The organism is Legionella gresilensis, assembly GCF_900639865.1.
Taxonomy (GTDB): Bacteria; Pseudomonadota; Gammaproteobacteria; order Legionellales; family Legionellaceae; genus Legionella_C; species Legionella_C gresilensis.
In genome coordinates, this window is sequence record NZ_CAAAHX010000012.1 from 1 (window position 1) to 17,168 (window position 17,168).

Here is a 17,168-nt window from a genome sequence, read left to right on the forward strand (position 1 = left end):
TCAGCCTTACCGGTTTTCCTGGCGACCATAGCGGTTTGGAACCACCTGATTCCATCTCGAACTCAGTAGTGAAACAGACCAGCGCCAATGATAGTGTGGGGTTTCCCCATGTGAAAGTAGGTCATCGCCAGGGCTTTATTCTTAAAAGCGGCTTCGTGCCGCTTTTTTTATGTCCGCCAGATTCATATTTTTCCTTTTTTAAGTCGTTGCAAGTAAAGTTTTCTTCTCTTCTGACACTTAATTTTTTTAATTCTGCAGATTAATTGACGCTTACTTTTTTATCGAGTATATATGGTCTCTCTATATTAATACTGTATAACGCTAGTTTTATGATTGTTGAAATAGAAGGTTTTAAAGTCGAGCTTATTAGAAAGCCAGTTAAGTACATTAATCTTCGTATTACCTCTCAAGGTAATATTAAAATTAGTGCTCCTAGACGCTCATCACTTGGCAGTATTTCACGGTTTGTTAAAGATAAGTCTGCTTGGATTACTTCTAATCAGGAGCGCTTAAAGAGTCAAGAAACTATTATTAATATGCATTTACGAGAAGGTGAAGAACATTTCTTTCTTGGTAAACGTTATCAATTACAACTTAAGAAGAGTAAAGTACAAAAAGGTATTATTTTAGATGATCAGGACATGCATTGTTTTACTAATAGCGATGATCATACTGCTGTAAAGCAAACAATTTTGCATGCTTGGTATAAAGAGCAAATGTTAATTCTTTTGCCTAAGTTGATTAAAAAATGGGAGCCTATTATTGGTGTTAAAGTATTGGAATATGGGGTGAAAGTAATGAAGACCCGCTGGGGATCTTGTAATACTTTAGCTAAACGAATTTGGATTAATTTACATTTAATACAAAAACCACTTATTTGTTTGGAATATGTGTTAGTTCATGAAATGGTACATTTACTTGAGCCAAGCCATAACAAGCGTTTTCATATGTTGATGACGAAGTTTATGCCCGACTGGCCTCAATATAAAAATTTACTCAATACCAAGCTAAGTTAATTCCTCTTCCAAAATTAAGTTAAATATTTTATTGTGCTCTAAGATATCAATTGCTATGGACAACAATGAATATTTTAATTGCTGGTGGAACGGGATTTATAGGCCGTGAGCTAATTACTGCCCTAAAACATAAGCACACTATTACTGTTTTAGGCCGGAATAAAAATAAGCTTAAGGCAACTTTTCCTGATCTATCACATCTAGTTTGGGCAGATTTATTGCAGCATTCAGCGCAACCATATCAATGTGTTATTAATTTGTGTGGTTACAATATTGCTGCTTCACGATGGCGTCCTAACGTTAAACAGGAAATCATTAGCTCGCGTGTCGATACAACGACTGATTTGATAAATTGGATTATTAATGCTAAGGCCAAGCCTCGTCTTTTTGTTGCCAATGCGGTTGGTATTTATGGTGCGCAAGCTCATCATGATGAAACTGTGTTTGATGAAGATACAATAATCGATAGCCAACATCCCAAAGATTTTTTAAGTGAGATAGGTATAAAGTGGGAGCAAGCCTTACAACCTGCGCTTGATTATGGGTTAGAGTCAGTTATTACTCGTTTTGGGGTTGTTTTAAAAAAAGAAGAGGGAATATTAAAAAAACTGGCATTAAGTTTTAAATTAGGTTTAGGTAGTATAATCGGCGATGGCCAGCAAATAATCTCTTGGATACATATTGATGATGTTATTGCAGCTTTTTTATTTCTTTTTGACCATCCTAATTTAAAAGGCACGTTTAACGTTACTTCACCAAACCCTGTGACGCAGAGAGAGTTTGCTCAAGCTCTAGCTAAATCAATGCATCGACCTTTACTGCTGAAAATGCCGGCGCCTATCGTTAAACTTTTGTTTGGTGAAATGGGTGACTATTTACTTCTTCGAGGTCAGCGTGTGTTACCTAAACGGCTATTAGAAGCAGGTTTTAAATTTAATCACCCTTATATTGATGAGGCGCTCCAGATGAGCTAATCAGTTTATTTTGGGATAGGTATTTATCTTTCAAGCGAATATAATGTGCAGCTGAATATTCGAGCTGTTCTAATTCTGTTTTATTTAATTCTCTAATAGGCTTTGCCGGACTGCCTAAATATAAATAACCACTTTGTAAGCGTTTGCCAGGTGCAACAAGAGCGCCCGCACCGATAATAACTTTCTCTTCTACATGAACATCATCAAGTAATAGAGCGCCCATACCTATAAGACAATAGCTCTCAATCGTACAAGCATGTAGGACAGCTCGATGGCCTACTGTAATTCCCTTACCAAGAATTAAAGGCCGACCACCCGGCGTGAAAGGGCCATTATGAGTTACATGTAAGATCGCACCATCTTGAATATTCGTGCCTTCATCTATATAGATGCTATTCACATCGCCACGAATAACCGCCATAGGCCATACAGAAACATCATTAGCAAGTCTTACATCACCAATAACTGTTGCAGCTGGATCGATATAGACGTCTTTGCCAATGGACGGAATTTTGTTTTCAAAGGGACGGATCATACTAAACTCAAATTAAGGTTACAAATTCTTCTGCACTAGTAGGATGTATAGCGACAGTGTTATCAAAATCGCGTTTACAGGCACCCATTTTGACAGCTACACCGAAGCCTTGCAACATTTCGTCAGCACCATAACCAATCACATGTAAACCAATAATTTTTTCATCTGGACCTAAGGTAATAAGTTTCATTGCAGTAGGTAATTTTTGATCACTTAAAGCATCAAACATTGGATTAAAGCGAGTTTTATAAATCTTAAGCTTTTCCGCTCCAAATTTAGTAAGGGCCTCGTCTTCGCTATAGCCTACACTGCCAATAGGTGGATGAGTAAAAACAACGGAACAAATATTTTCGTAATCTAAATGAGCTTCTTTTTGTCCACCGAATAAACGATCGCAGAGTCTGCGGCCAGCGGCAATTGCCACAGGTGTTAGTGCAGGCTCATTAATAACATCACCAAGGGCATAAATGCCGGGGATATTGGTATTTTGATACTTATCAACCACAATTAAGCCTTGCTGATCTTGTAAAACGCCTACTTTATCTAAATTTAAATTAAAAGTTCGTGGTGTGCGCCCAACGGCTGCAATAACAACATCAATATTCGAGATAAGTGATCCTTTAGTGCAAAGAATATTTTTTTTACCATCAGGCTGTAAAGTAATGGCTTTCGCACAGTGATTTAAATGTACATCTAAGCCTTGTAGTTTCATAATTTCAAGGAGGGTATCACCTAACATACTATCAAAGCGACTAAGAGGACGATTACCACGAATTAATAAATGGGTTTTAACACCTAATCCATGCAAAACACCGGCAAGCTCTACACCAATATAACCACTACCAATAATGGCAACGCTTTTTGGTTTTTTTGTTAAATGAAAGAAGCCATCTGAGGTGAGAAGGTGTTCATTGCCTTCTAAGTCATTAGGCATCGTTGGTTCACCACCGGTAGCAATAATAATATGGGGCGCTTTGTATTGTTTATCAGCTACTGAAATAGTTTGCTTATCAACAAAGAAACCTTCGCCTCGTAAGTGGGTTATATTATATTGACTAAAGCGACTAGCATAAATTTCACGCAATCTTGCAATATAAGCTTCACGTTTGTTAACTAAAGTAGGCCAATCAAGATTTACATCAACAGGCGTAAAACCATAATCTGAGGCTTTATGCAAATGCTCTGCTATCAACGAAGCATTAAACATGATTTTTTTAGGAACACAACCTAAATTAACACAGGTGCCACCAAGATGGGATTTTTCAACAACTGCAACTTTAGCACCATACTTTGCTGCTCGAACAGCACTAGCAATTCCACCACTGCCGCCACCTAATACGATTAAATCAAAATCCATTGCTCACCTTAGGATAAAACTAGTTAATAAGTACTTTAGCTAGCATATTTCATTTATTCAATGATTAATTTGGTTATTAATTTGCTGAAAATATTAATTACCGTCATTATAATTATTAATAGAATAAATCTTTATTTGCTCATGACCTTAAAATTTAATTTGGTAATGTTATTTATTTTAACTTTGCTAAGCTGCAGCCGACATGAGCAAGCAGCATATCAAGGTTATGTTGAAGGTGAGAATATTTATTTAGCCTCGCCTAATTCAGGTATTCTCATAAAATTAGCTGTACAGCGGGGCCAATTAGTTAAAAAAGATCAATTTTTATTTGAGCTAGATCCGAATCCACAGGCGTTAGCTATCAGGCAATATCAAGTAGAAATTGCTCAGGCTGAGCATGTTCTTAAGGATTTGCAAAATCCTAGACGCACAGAGGAAATTGCAGCGATTGAAGCACAAATAGAGCAAGTGGATGCCCAAATAGAATTAGCTCAAGCTCGTCTAAAGCGCTATCAACAACTGTATGAACGTCGTGTGGTAGCGAAAGATATTTATGATGAAATTGTTTCGCGCTATCAAGAGTTAGTCAAAAATAAAGCGCAATATCAAGCAAATCTAAATTTAGCAAAACAGGGGAGTCGTATTGAACAAATTCGTGCTCAGGAAGCACAGATACAAGCTTTACAAGTAAAACTTAAAGAAGCAATTTGGCAACTTGGGCAGAAAAAGTTATTTGCCCCAGCCGCAGGGATTATCTATGACACTTATTTTCGTGAAGGTGAATTTGTAGGTAGTCAGCAACCCGTCCTCTCCTTACTAACGCCAGAAAATGTCCATATTGAGTTTTTTATACCAGTGGAACAATTAGGGGTGCTTAAAATAGGGCAAAAGGTAAATTTTACTTGTGCAGGTTGTAAGCCTAGTCAGGCAATAGTCAATTATATTTCTCCCGAGGCTGAGTATTTACCTCCTTTAGTTTATAGCCGTGAGAATGATGCTAAACTGGTATTCCGAATTAAGGCTAATATGATGACGTTTAACCAATATAAACCTGGCCAACCTGTAACTGTTTACCTGCCATGACTAAAGACATAATTATTGATGTCCATGATTTACGTAAAAGTTTTGACAATCGAGTGGTTGTTAACAAGGTTGATTTGCATGTAAAAAAAGGGGAAGTTTTTGGTTTTTTGGGTCCAAATGGTAGTGGAAAGACAACAACCATTCGTATGCTTTGTGGCTTGTTAACACCGGACACAGGCAGTGGAACATGTTTAGGCTACGATATCATTAAGGAATCTCAAAAAATTAAGCAACATGTTGGCTATATGACCCAAAAATTTAGTTTCTATACGGATTTAAGTATTGAAGAGAATCTTTATTTTGTAGCGCGTGTCTATGGTATGAATAATCGTAAACAGCGAGTTGAGCAAACCATAGAAGAATTAGGTTTAAGTAGTCGACGTAAACAATTAACAGGTTCTTTATCAGGTGGTTGGAAACAGCGAGTAGCACTTGCCGCTTGTCTTTTACATACACCAGAATTACTACTTTTAGATGAGCCGACAGCCGGCGTCGATCCCATCGCAAGAAGAGAATTTTGGGATAAAATTCATTCACTTAGTGAACAAGGGGTTACAACACTTGTATCTACTCATTATATGGATGAGGCTGAACGCTGCACTCGGCTAGCTTATTTGGCTTATGGAGAATTATTAATTACAGGTACTGTTAATGAAGTGATTGCGGCTACTAAGTTATTAACTTGGGAGATTACAGGACAGGTAACTACAACATTATTACAAGAAGTCAAAACCTTACAAGGCGTTGTTCAGGCAGCATTATTTGGTAATCAAATCCATATTAGCGGTTATGACAAACAAATTATTGAGCAAAGTTTAAAAGAATTAGCTAAGACACAAAATATACAGTGGCAGCAGATTCCATCAACCTTAGAAGATGCATTTATTAGCTTGGTAACAAAATCACAAGGAGAATTAAAGTGATTGCAGGGATGCAACGGTTAATGGCCATAATAAGTAAAGAATTTATTGAGATGCGTCGCGACAGGGCTACTTTTGGCATGATCCTGGCGATTCCTTTAATGCAGTTAATTATATTTGGTTATGCTATTAATAATAATCCACGCTATTTACCGACAGCTATTGTTAATGATGACGAAACTAATTTTACTCGTCGAATTTTAGTTAGTATGGAAAATTCAACCTATTTTCAATTTATAAGTCCTGCTGTAAGTGAAGAAGAAGCGCATGAATTGCTAAAGAGGGGGCAAGTACAATTTGTCGTTAATTTTCCACCCAATTTTACTGATAACCTTGTAAAGGGTTTAAGCCCGCCTCTTTTATTAGAGGCAGATGCTAGTGATCCAGCTGCAACAAGTCGTGCCGTTGCTGTTTTTACGGAGCTTCCTTATCTAACGTTAAAAGAAGAATTAGTAGGACCCCTTAAGCGATTAAATGCAAAGTCTTTGCCTTATACACCGGTAGTGCATACTCTTTATAATCCTTTAGCTATTTCTGCCTACAATATTGTCCCTGGGCTGTTGGGTGTGGTATTAACCATGACGATGGTTGTAGTAACTGCATTAGTTATTACCCGAGAATATGAGCGCGGTACTATGGAAAACCTACTAGCTACCCCCTTAAGGCCCCTTGAGATCATGATTGGTAAAATCATTCCTTATATAATCGTAGGATATGCTCAAACATTACTTATTTTAATTTTTGCAAGGTTTTTATTTGGTGTGCCTATGCAAGGTAGCATTATCTTATTGCTATTCTTATGTCTTCCATTTATTGCGGCTAATTTAGTAATGGGATTAACCTTTTCAACCGTTGCTTCTAATCAATTACAAGCTGTACAAAGCGCTATGTTCTTTTTTTTGCCTTCTATTTTATTATCCGGTTTCATGTTCCCTTTTAGAGGGATGCCAGAGTGGGCTCAATGGGTTGGCAGCGTATTACCGCTTACGCACTTTCTAGTGATTGTGCGGGGAATTTTACTTAAAGGAAATACATTTTTTGATGTGTGGTATGAAATAATACCTATTTTAGCATTTACTTTTGTAGCTATGTTAATAGGCTTTAAGCGGTTTAAACAAACATTAGATTAAAGTAGGAAATCCATAACCATGTGCTCAACACGCTCATCAATTAATACATTGACATGATCAAGTTTGGCAAGCAAAGCAAGCGATGCATAAGGATAATGACGACAAAATTCAATTGATTCTCGTGGTGGGATAGAAATATCCTCTGTCCCATGAATACACAAAATGGGTGTTGTGCCTCGATTAATAAAATTACGAAAATTAAGATGAGTAATATTGGTTTTGGAGTTTTGCCGAATAACTTCCCGCAGCCGTAAATAACCTTTACCATTTAATTTAAAACGTCTTGCATGTTTACCTACAGGTGTTCGCATATTAGTTGGTGCGGCAATAAGTACGGCGCGTTCTGGTATAGATTCAAGTTCCCATTCGGGTAATTGGCAAGCTAGGTTTAGGGTATTTAAAAGCATAGAGCCACCAAAGGAGTGGCCAATAACACCATAAAAGGGCCCCAGATGATTGATGACGGTTTTTAAGGTATTGACTGCATCAATCCATGTTAATTGTAACCCTTTAGCTTCTCCATGCGCTGGAAAATCTAAGGCATACACATCATAGCCTTGCTTATGAAGTGCATGAATTAAGCGTGCCATATAGGCTGCACGTGACATCCAGCCATGCGTAATAAGTACTTTCTTTGCTCCTGGAGTGCTCTCATGAGCAAAGCGGTGGATCACGTGATGTCGAGGTGAATTAGCTACTAAAAAGCTAGTTCGATGATTAACTAAGAAATCACACGCCTTTTGAGCAAATTCTCTATATTCCTTTTCAACAGGCAGCGGAAGAGGCGTAATAAATAGCTGATAGCATAGCTGGGCATGAAAAAAATTTCTTAGTTCGGCCAATGCATTAGCTAGCATAGCATTATCCTTACTACTTTATTTATTATTAAGAATAGTCAATAAATTCAATAATAACCAACAGTAAAATTAGACTTCTTCAGAAACTCTACTACAGCGGCGCATTGCTTCGTCGATACGGTGCTCGAATCCTTATGTACTCATTTGTACACTCCGGTTCTGAGCCCCGTGTCTTCTCGCACTGCACTCTCTGTAGCGAGTTTCCAAAGAAATCTAATATTTTATTTACAATCTAAATAATTCTTATTATTCAAAATAGTAAGTGATCGATTAATTGTGATAAAGATTTATTGTTTGCATAGCTAATCAAAGGTATATTGACAATATTGATTAGAACTTTCGCCAAACTACCATTAACGGCCAATCTCGACTGAAAAAAGGTCTTCAAAGCCTGTCCCCATGCAGATGGAGATACTCATCTACACTGCGCTTTTTTCAGCTTTTTTCGACCGACCCTCTCTTATCGTTGATAATTTGGAAAAAGTTCTATTACTATAACTTTTAATAAAGATATATAATTAGATTAGCTAAGATTTAAATTAAGCTTAAAAGGATTGATATGCACACATCAAATTATCTTTATCATGATGGTGAGCAGGAATTGTATGGTTTTCTTGCTTATGACGATCGTAATTCGCAACCAAGGCCTGCAGTTTTAGTTGCTCATGACTGGAGCGGTCGTAATGATTTTAGCTGTCAGAAGGCTAAAATGTTAGCGAAAATGGGATACGTTGGGTTTGCATTAGATATGTATGGTCATGCTCGGATTGGTGAAACTGTTGACGAGAAAATGGCGCTTATGCAGCCTTTAGCAGGAGATAGAGGAATGCTTCGGGCTCGTATTCGTGCTGCATTTGATGCCCTTATAGGTATGCCTGAAGTGGATAGCACTAAGGTCGCTGCAATAGGCTTTTGTTTTGGCGGTTTATGTGTACTTGATCTAGCTCGTAGTGGTGCTGAGCTTAAAGGTGTAGTTAGCTTTCATGGCTTACTCAGTAAACCATCTGATTTAGAAAATCAAAATATTCAAGCGAAAGTTTTGATTTTACATGGTTTTGATGACCCAATGGTTAAACCTGATCAAGTTAGACAATTTTGCCACGAAATGAATGCTGCTAATGTGGATTGGCAAGTTCATGTCTATGGTAATACAAAACATGCTTTTTCTAATCCAGAAGCCAATGATGAAAAATTAGGTACAGTTTATAACCCGATCGCCGAAAAACGTGCTTTACAAGCAATGACTAATTTTTTACAAGAAATTTTTAGTTAAAATCTTTAACAGCAAGATATTGAATTTAAATTAAAGTAGCTTGTTATTTAATTAAATATTATTTTAAGCTAGCTAATGCGTCTGGAATAATTGCAGGACTTGATATAGGTATCACGAGTTGGTTGGCTTGTAAGGACCAATCTATTTTTTTCAAATCGATTTTCTGTAAAGTAGGATTCGTATAGGATTTAAAATAAAAAATCCCATGAGTTAAATCTTTAAAAACAGTCCATTGTGTTTTATCTAGATTATCCTCTGTATCAGGTGTGCCTTTTTCTCCTCTAATAAAACCAAAGGGGATATCAACATTATTTAAAATATGTTCGCTTAATAGGAGGGCATTTAAGGCATCTCGGACGGGCATCGCTGTTTGTTGTAACATGGCTACTTTAACAAAACGGGAGGGCGGGGAAGGATCGCCTGGTAAACCTATCAAACCTGAGCCTTGTCCTGTGCCTGAATAAATAATGTCATCATACTTAATGACTTTCGGGGCATAAGGTGAGAGATTAACATAGTTCTGTAAATTAGTAATTTGCCAATCAAATGTTGGTGCATTCGTTAATATTCCAAGTGGATTATGATAAGTCTTAATCCGGCCATTAATAAACTCTATCACTAAACTTTTACCTGTTTTTTCAGTGACAATAGCGTGGGCTGGTAAAACTGCTAATTTACCTGCCATTTTAATGGGTGTTGCGAAAACATAAATCGTTTGAATGGCCTGCTCTACTTCATCAACCGAGCTAAAATTACCTAAAATCCAGTCTCCCAGAAAGGTATAGGGGATCGCCTTATTATTATAATTGGCCTCTACCGTGGGGTATTTCGTATAGCCTGGTAAGTAAAGGTAACCAAATGAAAGCCCTTTTTCATTCATACCATCTAAAGCTTGGCCTGTTAGAAAAAAATCTGCAAACAAATAGCCATATTGAGCTGTCCAACTCATAGTAGGCGTACCGTCTTCACGGCTCGTTTTAAACTGCTTATTAGGTGGTGAATTCATAATTCTTGATTGTAAATCTGGGCCAAATTCTAAAGTCCGGCCAACAATGAGTGATTGATCAAGTGCTTTGATCTGAATATTAGTGCAGGCATTAAGTAGATTTGAAAATAATAAAATAAAGAAAAAAATACATGGATAAGTTGTTAGTCTTTTCATTTTAAACTCTAAATGTCGATAGTTGGTTTTTAAAACGTAATTCTGTTAAATAAGTTTACCAAGCCTCAGTAATTAAATATTTGCCATGTTCGTTTGGTAACTATTATTATTAATTAAATAAAATAATCGGATCCATAAAAAACCACTAATCAAAATTAAAAAACCAGCCATAAATAAGGTGTAATTAGCATGGTTTTTAAAAATATAGTTGTAAACAAGAGGTAAAATAAAACCGCCAAAAATTTGAGGCAAAGTAACGCTAATATTAAAAATACCTAAATAGGTTCCGTTGCTGTCTTTTGGCAAATACTTAAGAACAATGACATAGGGTAAGACAACTAAACTTCCCCAAAAAATACCAATACATGTGCAGCTAAAAAACATACTAACGGGGGTGGTTTTAAAACATATTAAAGAAATACCCAGTCCACCTAATAATAAAGCAGTACCATGAATTTTTTCACTTTTAATATATTTTGACAAACTAAAAACAATTAGAGTGAAAACGAGGCTAATACATTGATAAAGCGAAAAATAATAAGAGACATCTAAACTTACTTGATGCATGATTGCTTTATAGTGTTCAGAATCACTTACTATTACATTTCTAGGCAGATGATAAACCTGTTGCGCTACACACAAGCTAAAGTAAAGCCAAAAGGTAAATATACCTATCCAAGCGATGCAATTAATGGTTAAAACTTTTAAAAAAATAGGATGCGTATTTTTAATTTCTATCTTAATCGACTTGGCTTTATAAAACAGTTCTTTGACTAAAGAAATAAAAAGGCCTTTCGTAATAGGTGCATCATGAGTTGGCTTTTCTTTCGTTTTTCTGAAAAAATAAATTAACGTGATGAGTAACATAATACCTGTAAATACATAGGCGCCTACTAAATTGGGAGGAATGGCATAGACGTTGTTTAGGGTATTTTCATGATTGTTATTTATAAAAATTTTTTGAATTGCATTAGGTAAGTAGGCCCCACAAACGCCGCCTAAACCTGAAAAAAAAGCAAAGATTGAAAAGGCGCGAGTGCGGGTTATATTTTCCTGGAAAAAGTCGGCAGTTAAAGCACGTAGCCCTTCAGCGCTACCATTGATGCTGCAATCAATTAAAAAAGTAAACCAAACAATGTAAATAATTGAACTTGAAAGTGGTAATAATAAAAAAGAAAAAGCAGCGCAAATTCCCCAACCTATAATATAGGGCTTACGTTTACCATAACTCGTTGAACTGTTATCACTTAGATAGCCAACAATAGGCTGAATGAGCATGCCAGTTAGAGGAGGAATTAACCATAATAATGGAATGGATGCATCACTTGCACCGACTAATTTCAACAAGACAGTTAAATTTGAAAGTTGAAAGGTAAAGCAGAAATTAATAGCAAATGCTAATAATGCTAGACCTAAATATTTCAACTTGAAAATTTTTTCCATCCAGCAATCCCTTGACTGTTTCATTTTTTAAGATAGGGTAATAAGTAAAATTATTCAACTATTTAGGCCATTTTAAAAATAGAAAATTGAAAAAAAAATTTTTATGCCTGTGATTTTAACACTATGTTTAGGAATGGATGCCATGTTAAAAACAGAACAAAATCCGGTAATGGATATCAATCAAAATAAGCAAGAAATAGTTGGGTTAAAAAGAGTATGGATTAGCAATGTTTACCCTGAAATAGATAACGGGCAATTTCCAGCTAAACGGATTATTAATGATATTGTCACAATCGAAGCGGATATTTTTTGTGATGGCATTGATGAGATTCAGGCCGTTTTATTTTATAAACACGAAAAGGATGAAAATTGGCAGCAAACTTATTTTTCGCCTTTAAATAATGATCGTTTTCAAGCATCTTTTGCTGTGGAAAAATTAGGCAATTATTTTTATAAAATTCAAGCTTGGATTGATGAATTTAATACTTGGAAGAAAAGATTTTTTAAAAAGCTATCTTTAAAAGATGATGTTGAAGTAGAAAAATTAATTGGTATTGAATTACTTAAGCGAAATTATCAAGATGTAGTACCTGAAATCGTTAAATCAACATTAGAAAAATTTTCGGTAACAAAGCAAACTGAACAGCTAGAAAAATTATTAAATAACAAAAAATTACTGCAATGGGTACAAAGAGAATTAAAGCCCAATTTTATTACGGTATATCCTTATGAGTTAACAATTAGCGTTGATCGTGAAAAAGCACGCTTCAGTACTTGGTATGAATTATTTCCTCGTTCAGTTACCAATGATCTAAACAGGCATGGCACCTTTCAAGATGTCATAAATTATTTACCAACTATTAAAGAAATGGGTTTTGACGTGCTTTATATGCCTCCTATTCATCCAATTGGCACTACTAATAGAAAAGGTAAAAATAATAGTGCCAAGGCAGCAGAAGATGATCCAGGTAGTCCATGGGGAATAGGCTCTTCTCTTGGTGGTCATAAAAGTATTCATCCTGAATTAGGCACCTTAGATGATTTTCGCCAGATGATAAAGCGAGCTAAGGAATTAGATATTGAAATTGCACTTGATTTTGCTTTGCAATGTAGCCCTGATCATCCTTATTTAAAAAAGCATCCCAATTGGTTTAAACATCGCCCTGATGGCACTCTACAATATGCAGAAAATCCACCTAAAAAATATCAAGATATTTATCCTCTTGATTTTGCCACAACTGAATGGCCAGCTATGTGGGAAGAATTTAAATCAATTATCTTATTTTGGATTAAGCAAGGCGTTAAAATATTTCGTGTCGATAATCCACATACTAAACCCTTTATTTTTTGGCAATGGTTAATTAAAGAAATTAAAGCGCTACACCCTGATGTACTTATGTTAGCTGAAGCCTTTACTCGTCCAAAAATTATGTATCAATTAGCAAAAGGTGGCTTTTCTCAATCCTACACTTATTTTGCTTGGCGAAATACGAAAGAAGAATTAATACAGTATTTAACTGAATTAAATTCGCCACCCGTTATAGATTTTTTTCGGCCTAACTTTTGGACAAACACACCAGATATTTTGACAGAATTTTTGCAGAAAGGTGGGCGTCCGGCCTTTATTATTCGCTTTATGTTAGCTGCAACATTAAGTAGTAATTATGGTATGTATGGGCCTGCTTATGAAAATTGTATCAATGAACCTTTGCATGAAGGTTCTGAAGAGTATTTAAATTCAGAAAAATATACTATCCATCAGTGGCAAAAAACTAAAGATAATATTAGCGATATTATCGCGCAAGTAAATGAGATTAGAAGACAACATAAAGCGTTACAAAATATGATTTCACTTCACTTTTATTCGACTGATAATCCAGAGCTCATTTGTTACAGTAAATATACTGCTGATAAAAATAATATTATTTTGGTTGTGGTTAATTTAGATTATCAATACAAGCAAGCAGGTTTTATTGATATTAATTTTGAAAAATTCGGCATTAAGCAAGGGCCTTTTAAAGTTCATGATTTATTAACAGACGATATATACACCTGGCATAATGGACGATGTTATGTCGAGCTAAATCCAGGGAAAGATCAATATGCGCATATTTTCCAGGTAAGGAATTAATAATAACATGACAGATTTAACACAAGCGGAATGGTATAAAGATGCAGTCATCTATCAAATTCATGTGCGTAGTTTTTATGATAGTAATGATGACGGTATTGGTGATTTTAAAGGATTAATCCAGAAATTAGATTACATTGAATTCTTAGGCGTTAATACCATCTGGTTACTACCTTTTTATCCTTCACCATTAAAAGATGAGGGTTATGATATTGCTGATTACATGAGTATCAACCCGATTTATGGCACGCTTAGAGATTTTAAAAAATTTTTAAAAGAAGCGCATGCAAGAAATATCCGAGTTATTACAGAATTAGTTATTAACCATACTTCGAATCAGCATGAGTGGTTTCTTAAATCACGTTCAGCGAAGCCAGGTTCCTATTGGCGTAATTTTTATGTCTGGAGTGATACAGCTGAAGAGTATTCTGATGCGCGTATTATTTTTAGAGATTTTGAACCTTCTAACTGGACTTGGGATCATATCGCTAATGCTTATTATTGGCATCGATTTTATGCTCACCAACCTGATTTAAATTATGATAATCCTGCGGTCCAAAAAGAGATTTTTAAAATTGTCGATTTTTGGTTAGGTCTGGGTGTGGATGGTTTACGCTTAGATGCTATCCCTTATTTATTTCAACGTGAAGGTACCAATTGTGAAAATTTACCCGAAACGCATGAGTTTTTAAAAAAATTAAATTGCCACATTACATCAAAATTTGAAAATCGTTTTTTACTAGCTGAAGCTAATCAATGGCCAGAAGATGCCGTTAATTATTTTGGTAGGGGTGATGAATGCCAAATGGCTTTTCATTTTCCTTTAATGCCCAGAATGTATATGGCTGTGCAAATGGAAGATAGATTTCCGATTCTTGATATTATTGAGCAGACACCACCTATCCCTCAAAATTGTCAATGGGCAATTTTTTTGCGTAATCACGATGAATTAACATTAGAAATGGTCACGGATGAAGAGCGAGACTATATGTATCGTATGTATGGTCAAGACCTGCAAATGCGTATTAATTTAGGTATTCGCCGACGCTTAGCGCCATTGATGAGTGGTGATCGAAGAAAAATAGAACTTCTCAATGCACTCTTATTTTCCATGCCTGGAACACCGGTGATGTATTATGGGGATGAAATTGGTATGGGTGATAATATTTATTTAGGTGATCGTAATGGCGTAAGAACGCCTATGCAATGGTCTAATGATAATAATGCTGGTTTTTCTAACGCGACACCACAAAAATTGTATTTACCTGTAATTATTGATCCTGAATATAATTATCAAGCTATTAATGTTAAGTTACAGCAGCAAAATTCACAATCACTTCTATGGTGGATGAAAAGATTAATAGAAGTCCATGGGCTATACCTCGCTTTCAGTCGTGGCACTATAGAATTTTTAGATTCGGATAATAATAAAATCCTTGCTTTTTACAGAGTATATGAAGAGCAAGTTATTTTAGTTCTTATTAATTTATCTCGCTTTACTCAAAGTTTTAAATTAGATTTATCAAAATATGCCAATTATTCACTTACTGAAGTTTTTGGTAAATCATCATTCCCAATAATTACGGATTTACCCTATTTTTTTGTGCTTTACCCCTATGGTTTTTTATGGTTAGAGATTAACAAACCGGATACACAACATAAACTAGCTGCTACCCATAAACATGAGGTCTTAACAATTAAAGATAAATGGAGCGACTTACTTGCTTCTTCAGAGAGAAAGAAGTTAGAAAAGATATTGGCACATTACCTCGTCGATTGTCGTTGGTTTAGATCAAAAAGCCATGCTATTGCTAAAGTGGCGATTATCGATCACATTTTAATTAAAAATTCAACGACACCAGTTTATCTTTTATTAGTGAATGTAGAATTTAATGATAAGGAAGCTGAGCAGTATTTCATGTTCATTACCGCTGAGACTAATGAAGATAATCTATATACGTCTGACCAACCTGCTAAAATCATCTGCTCACTTGTCGACAAAAATAAGAAAATCTCTTATTTAATTGATGCCATGTATTCTTCAGGCTCTTGGAAAGATGTTTTTCATATTTTTAGTGCTAATAAAACATTGCCGGGCGCTAACGGTAACATGGAAGTAAAAGTTAATAGTCTTTATAAGAAAATAGTCTCAAATCGTGATGAATCTATTGAAATTAAAGCGTTAGCAGTTGATCAATCGAATACGTCTATTTTATATGGTAAAACAGCGCTTTTAAAAATTTATCGGCGTTGTGAGTTTGAAGAGAATCCCGAAGTTGAAATTAGTCAGTTCCTAGCGCAGCAAAAAGATTTTAAATCCTCAAAGATTGCTTGTACTTTAAAATACCATCATAAAAATAAAATCATGACGGTGGGCATTATTCAAGAGTATATTCCTAATGCCGGTAATGCTTGGGAGCATACCGTTAATTCTATTGCTAATTTAATTGAGCAAATGGATCTTTCCATACCAGCCAAGATTACAACTTTCCGTGTGTATCCTTGGCAAAAAATTATTCCTGCTCTACCCAAAGAAGTTGTTGAGTCATTAGGTCTATACGCTCATTCAGTGATTATTTTAGCAGAGCGTACAGCACAAATGCATATCGCCTTAGCTGCGGAAACAGATAATAAGCATTTTGCTGCAGAACATTTCACATTATTTGATCAACGAAGTCTATATCAGTCGTTACGCAATGCTTTTATTAAGACCTCAGCTTTATTTAAATCAGCTACGATTAAACTTGATGAGGAGTTACAAGCAAAGATTGATAAATTTACCATGAACAAAGATTTGCTGTTAGAGCAGGTAAAATCTATCTTGCAGCATAAAATAGGTGGTAAAAAAATTCGTTGTCATGGTGATTACCATTTAGGTCAAATTCTCTATACAGGTAATGATTTTGTCATTATTGATTATGAAGGCGAACCAGGTAGGCCTTTATCAGAAAGAAAAATAAAACGTCCGCCACTAAGGGACATCGCTGGAATTTTACGTTCATTTCATTATGCATTATATACGGTGTTAAACAACAAAACGGTTTTTTCTACTGCGCATCATTTTGATGCGGAAGAATGGTATTGTTGGGTAAGTCATTTATTTATTAATACTTATCTGGATTATCCAGGTATTAAAAATCTAATGCCTAAAGGAGCAGAGTGTTTTGCCCTACTGCTTAAAGCATTTATGTTTGAAAAGGTATTACATGAAATCGAATATGAAATAAATAATCGGCCTGACTGGTTGTATGTACCCTGTAAAGGGTTAATTCAGCTTCTGGAGTGAA

Annotated in this window: 13 protein-coding genes and 1 rRNA gene; 9 read left to right on the top strand and 5 right to left on the bottom strand. The window is 35.5% G+C overall.

What is annotated here, in order from left to right; genetic code table 11:
- Positions 1 to 17 precede the first annotated feature (17 nt).
- The 3 genes from rrf to E1P04_RS13560 all read left to right on the top strand — a co-directional run bounded on the left by rrf (position 18) and on the right by E1P04_RS13560 (position 1,990).
- Positions 18 to 133: ribosomal RNA gene (gene rrf, locus E1P04_RS13550) — 5S ribosomal RNA — on the top strand.
- Positions 134 to 329: 196 nt separating this feature from the next.
- On the top strand, positions 330 to 1,016 hold the full coding sequence (locus E1P04_RS13555; protein ID WP_131783445.1) for a M48 family metallopeptidase: 687 nt from the start codon (positions 330 to 332) through the stop codon (positions 1,014 to 1,016).
- Between the two features lie 65 nt (positions 1,017 to 1,081).
- Positions 1,082 to 1,990, top strand: coding sequence for a TIGR01777 family oxidoreductase (locus tag E1P04_RS13560; RefSeq protein WP_131783446.1), 909 nt, complete (start codon positions 1,082 to 1,084; stop codon positions 1,988 to 1,990).
- On the opposite strand, the gene E1P04_RS13565 is transcribed toward E1P04_RS13560, so the two are convergent.
- Positions 1,950 to 2,525 (bottom strand): gamma carbonic anhydrase family protein, encoded by a 576-nt coding sequence (locus E1P04_RS13565; RefSeq protein ID WP_131783447.1) that lies wholly within the window; start codon positions 2,523 to 2,525, stop codon positions 1,950 to 1,952. The two genes, E1P04_RS13560 and E1P04_RS13565, sit on opposite strands and share 41 nt — an antisense overlap.
- Before the next feature lie 7 nt (positions 2,526 to 2,532).
- Positions 2,533 to 3,882 carry a glutathione-disulfide reductase gene (gene gorA, locus E1P04_RS13570; RefSeq protein ID WP_131783448.1) on the bottom strand — a complete coding sequence of 450 codons (1,350 nt, stop codon included), beginning with the start codon at positions 3,880 to 3,882 and terminating at the stop codon, positions 2,533 to 2,535.
- 165 nt (positions 3,883 to 4,047) lie between these two features.
- On the opposite strand from gorA, the gene E1P04_RS13575 reads away from it, so the two are divergent.
- Genes E1P04_RS13575 through E1P04_RS13585 form a run of 3 tightly spaced genes read left to right on the top strand, consistent with a single transcriptional unit; the run spans position 4,048 to position 7,015 of the window.
- The gene (locus tag E1P04_RS13575; protein WP_165482788.1) at positions 4,048 to 4,965 is read left to right on the top strand and encodes an HlyD family secretion protein; all 918 of its coding nucleotides are present in this window, start codon (positions 4,048 to 4,050) and stop codon (positions 4,963 to 4,965) included.
- A complete protein-coding gene (locus tag E1P04_RS13580; protein ID WP_131783450.1) occupies positions 4,962 to 5,888 on the top strand; it encodes an ABC transporter ATP-binding protein in 927 nt (308 codons plus the stop codon). The genes E1P04_RS13575 and E1P04_RS13580 overlap by 4 nt, the downstream gene beginning before the upstream one ends.
- The gene (locus E1P04_RS13585) at positions 5,885 to 7,015 is read left to right on the top strand and encodes an ABC transporter permease (RefSeq protein WP_242604469.1); all 1,131 of its coding nucleotides are present in this window, start codon (positions 5,885 to 5,887) and stop codon (positions 7,013 to 7,015) included. Before E1P04_RS13580 ends, E1P04_RS13585 begins: the two co-directional genes overlap by 4 nt.
- On the opposite strand, the gene E1P04_RS13590 is transcribed toward E1P04_RS13585, so the two are convergent.
- On the bottom strand, positions 7,012 to 7,872 hold the full coding sequence (locus E1P04_RS13590) for an alpha/beta hydrolase (RefSeq protein ID WP_131783451.1): 861 nt from the start codon (positions 7,870 to 7,872) through the stop codon (positions 7,012 to 7,014). The two genes, E1P04_RS13585 and E1P04_RS13590, sit on opposite strands and share 4 nt — an antisense overlap.
- Before the next feature lie 559 nt (positions 7,873 to 8,431).
- Here E1P04_RS13590 and E1P04_RS13595 point away from each other — a divergent pair.
- On the top strand, positions 8,432 to 9,145 hold the full coding sequence (locus E1P04_RS13595; protein WP_131783452.1) for a dienelactone hydrolase family protein: 714 nt from the start codon (positions 8,432 to 8,434) through the stop codon (positions 9,143 to 9,145).
- A gap of 58 nt (positions 9,146 to 9,203) precedes the next feature.
- On the opposite strand, the gene E1P04_RS13600 is transcribed toward E1P04_RS13595, so the two are convergent.
- Positions 9,204 to 10,307 (bottom strand): linear amide C-N hydrolase, encoded by a 1,104-nt coding sequence (locus E1P04_RS13600; RefSeq protein WP_131783453.1) that lies wholly within the window; start codon positions 10,305 to 10,307, stop codon positions 9,204 to 9,206.
- Between the two features lie 72 nt (positions 10,308 to 10,379).
- Entirely contained in the window at positions 10,380 to 11,750 is a 1,371-nt protein-coding gene (locus E1P04_RS13605) for an MFS transporter (RefSeq protein ID WP_165482789.1), read from the bottom strand.
- Between the two features lie 142 nt (positions 11,751 to 11,892).
- On the opposite strand from E1P04_RS13605, the gene E1P04_RS13610 reads away from it, so the two are divergent.
- Together E1P04_RS13610 and treS are read left to right on the top strand one after the other, a co-directional pair.
- Positions 11,893 to 13,881 (top strand): alpha-1,4-glucan--maltose-1-phosphate maltosyltransferase, encoded by a 1,989-nt coding sequence (locus E1P04_RS13610; protein ID WP_207386030.1) that lies wholly within the window; start codon positions 11,893 to 11,895, stop codon positions 13,879 to 13,881.
- Positions 13,882 to 13,888: 7 nt separating this feature from the next.
- The gene (gene treS, locus E1P04_RS13615) at positions 13,889 to 17,167 is read left to right on the top strand and encodes a maltose alpha-D-glucosyltransferase (protein ID WP_131783455.1); all 3,279 of its coding nucleotides are present in this window, start codon (positions 13,889 to 13,891) and stop codon (positions 17,165 to 17,167) included.
- Position 17,168 lies beyond the last annotated feature (1 nt).

Coding starts and splice junctions, on each gene's coding strand:
- E1P04_RS13605 (WP_165482789.1), bottom strand. CDS start 11,750: ATGGAAAAAATTTTCAAGTTGAAATATTTAGGTCTAGCATTATTAGCA.
- E1P04_RS13565 (WP_131783447.1), bottom strand. CDS start 2,525: ATGATCCGTCCCTTTGAAAACAAAATTCCGTCCATTGGCAAAGACGTC.
- treS (WP_131783455.1), top strand. CDS start 13,889: ATGACAGATTTAACACAAGCGGAATGGTATAAAGATGCAGTCATCTAT.
- E1P04_RS13610 (WP_207386030.1), top strand. CDS start 11,893: ATGTTAAAAACAGAACAAAATCCGGTAATGGATATCAATCAAAATAAG.
- E1P04_RS13555 (WP_131783445.1), top strand. CDS start 330: ATGATTGTTGAAATAGAAGGTTTTAAAGTCGAGCTTATTAGAAAGCCA.
- E1P04_RS13590 (WP_131783451.1), bottom strand. CDS start 7,872: ATGCTAGCTAATGCATTGGCCGAACTAAGAAATTTTTTTCATGCCCAG.
- E1P04_RS13595 (WP_131783452.1), top strand. CDS start 8,432: ATGCACACATCAAATTATCTTTATCATGATGGTGAGCAGGAATTGTAT.
- gorA (WP_131783448.1), bottom strand. CDS start 3,882: ATGGATTTTGATTTAATCGTATTAGGTGGCGGCAGTGGTGGAATTGCT.
- E1P04_RS13580 (WP_131783450.1), top strand. CDS start 4,962: ATGACTAAAGACATAATTATTGATGTCCATGATTTACGTAAAAGTTTT.
- E1P04_RS13575 (WP_165482788.1), top strand. CDS start 4,048: ATGTTATTTATTTTAACTTTGCTAAGCTGCAGCCGACATGAGCAAGCA.
- E1P04_RS13600 (WP_131783453.1), bottom strand. CDS start 10,307: ATGAAAAGACTAACAACTTATCCATGTATTTTTTTCTTTATTTTATTA.
- E1P04_RS13560 (WP_131783446.1), top strand. CDS start 1,082: ATGAATATTTTAATTGCTGGTGGAACGGGATTTATAGGCCGTGAGCTA.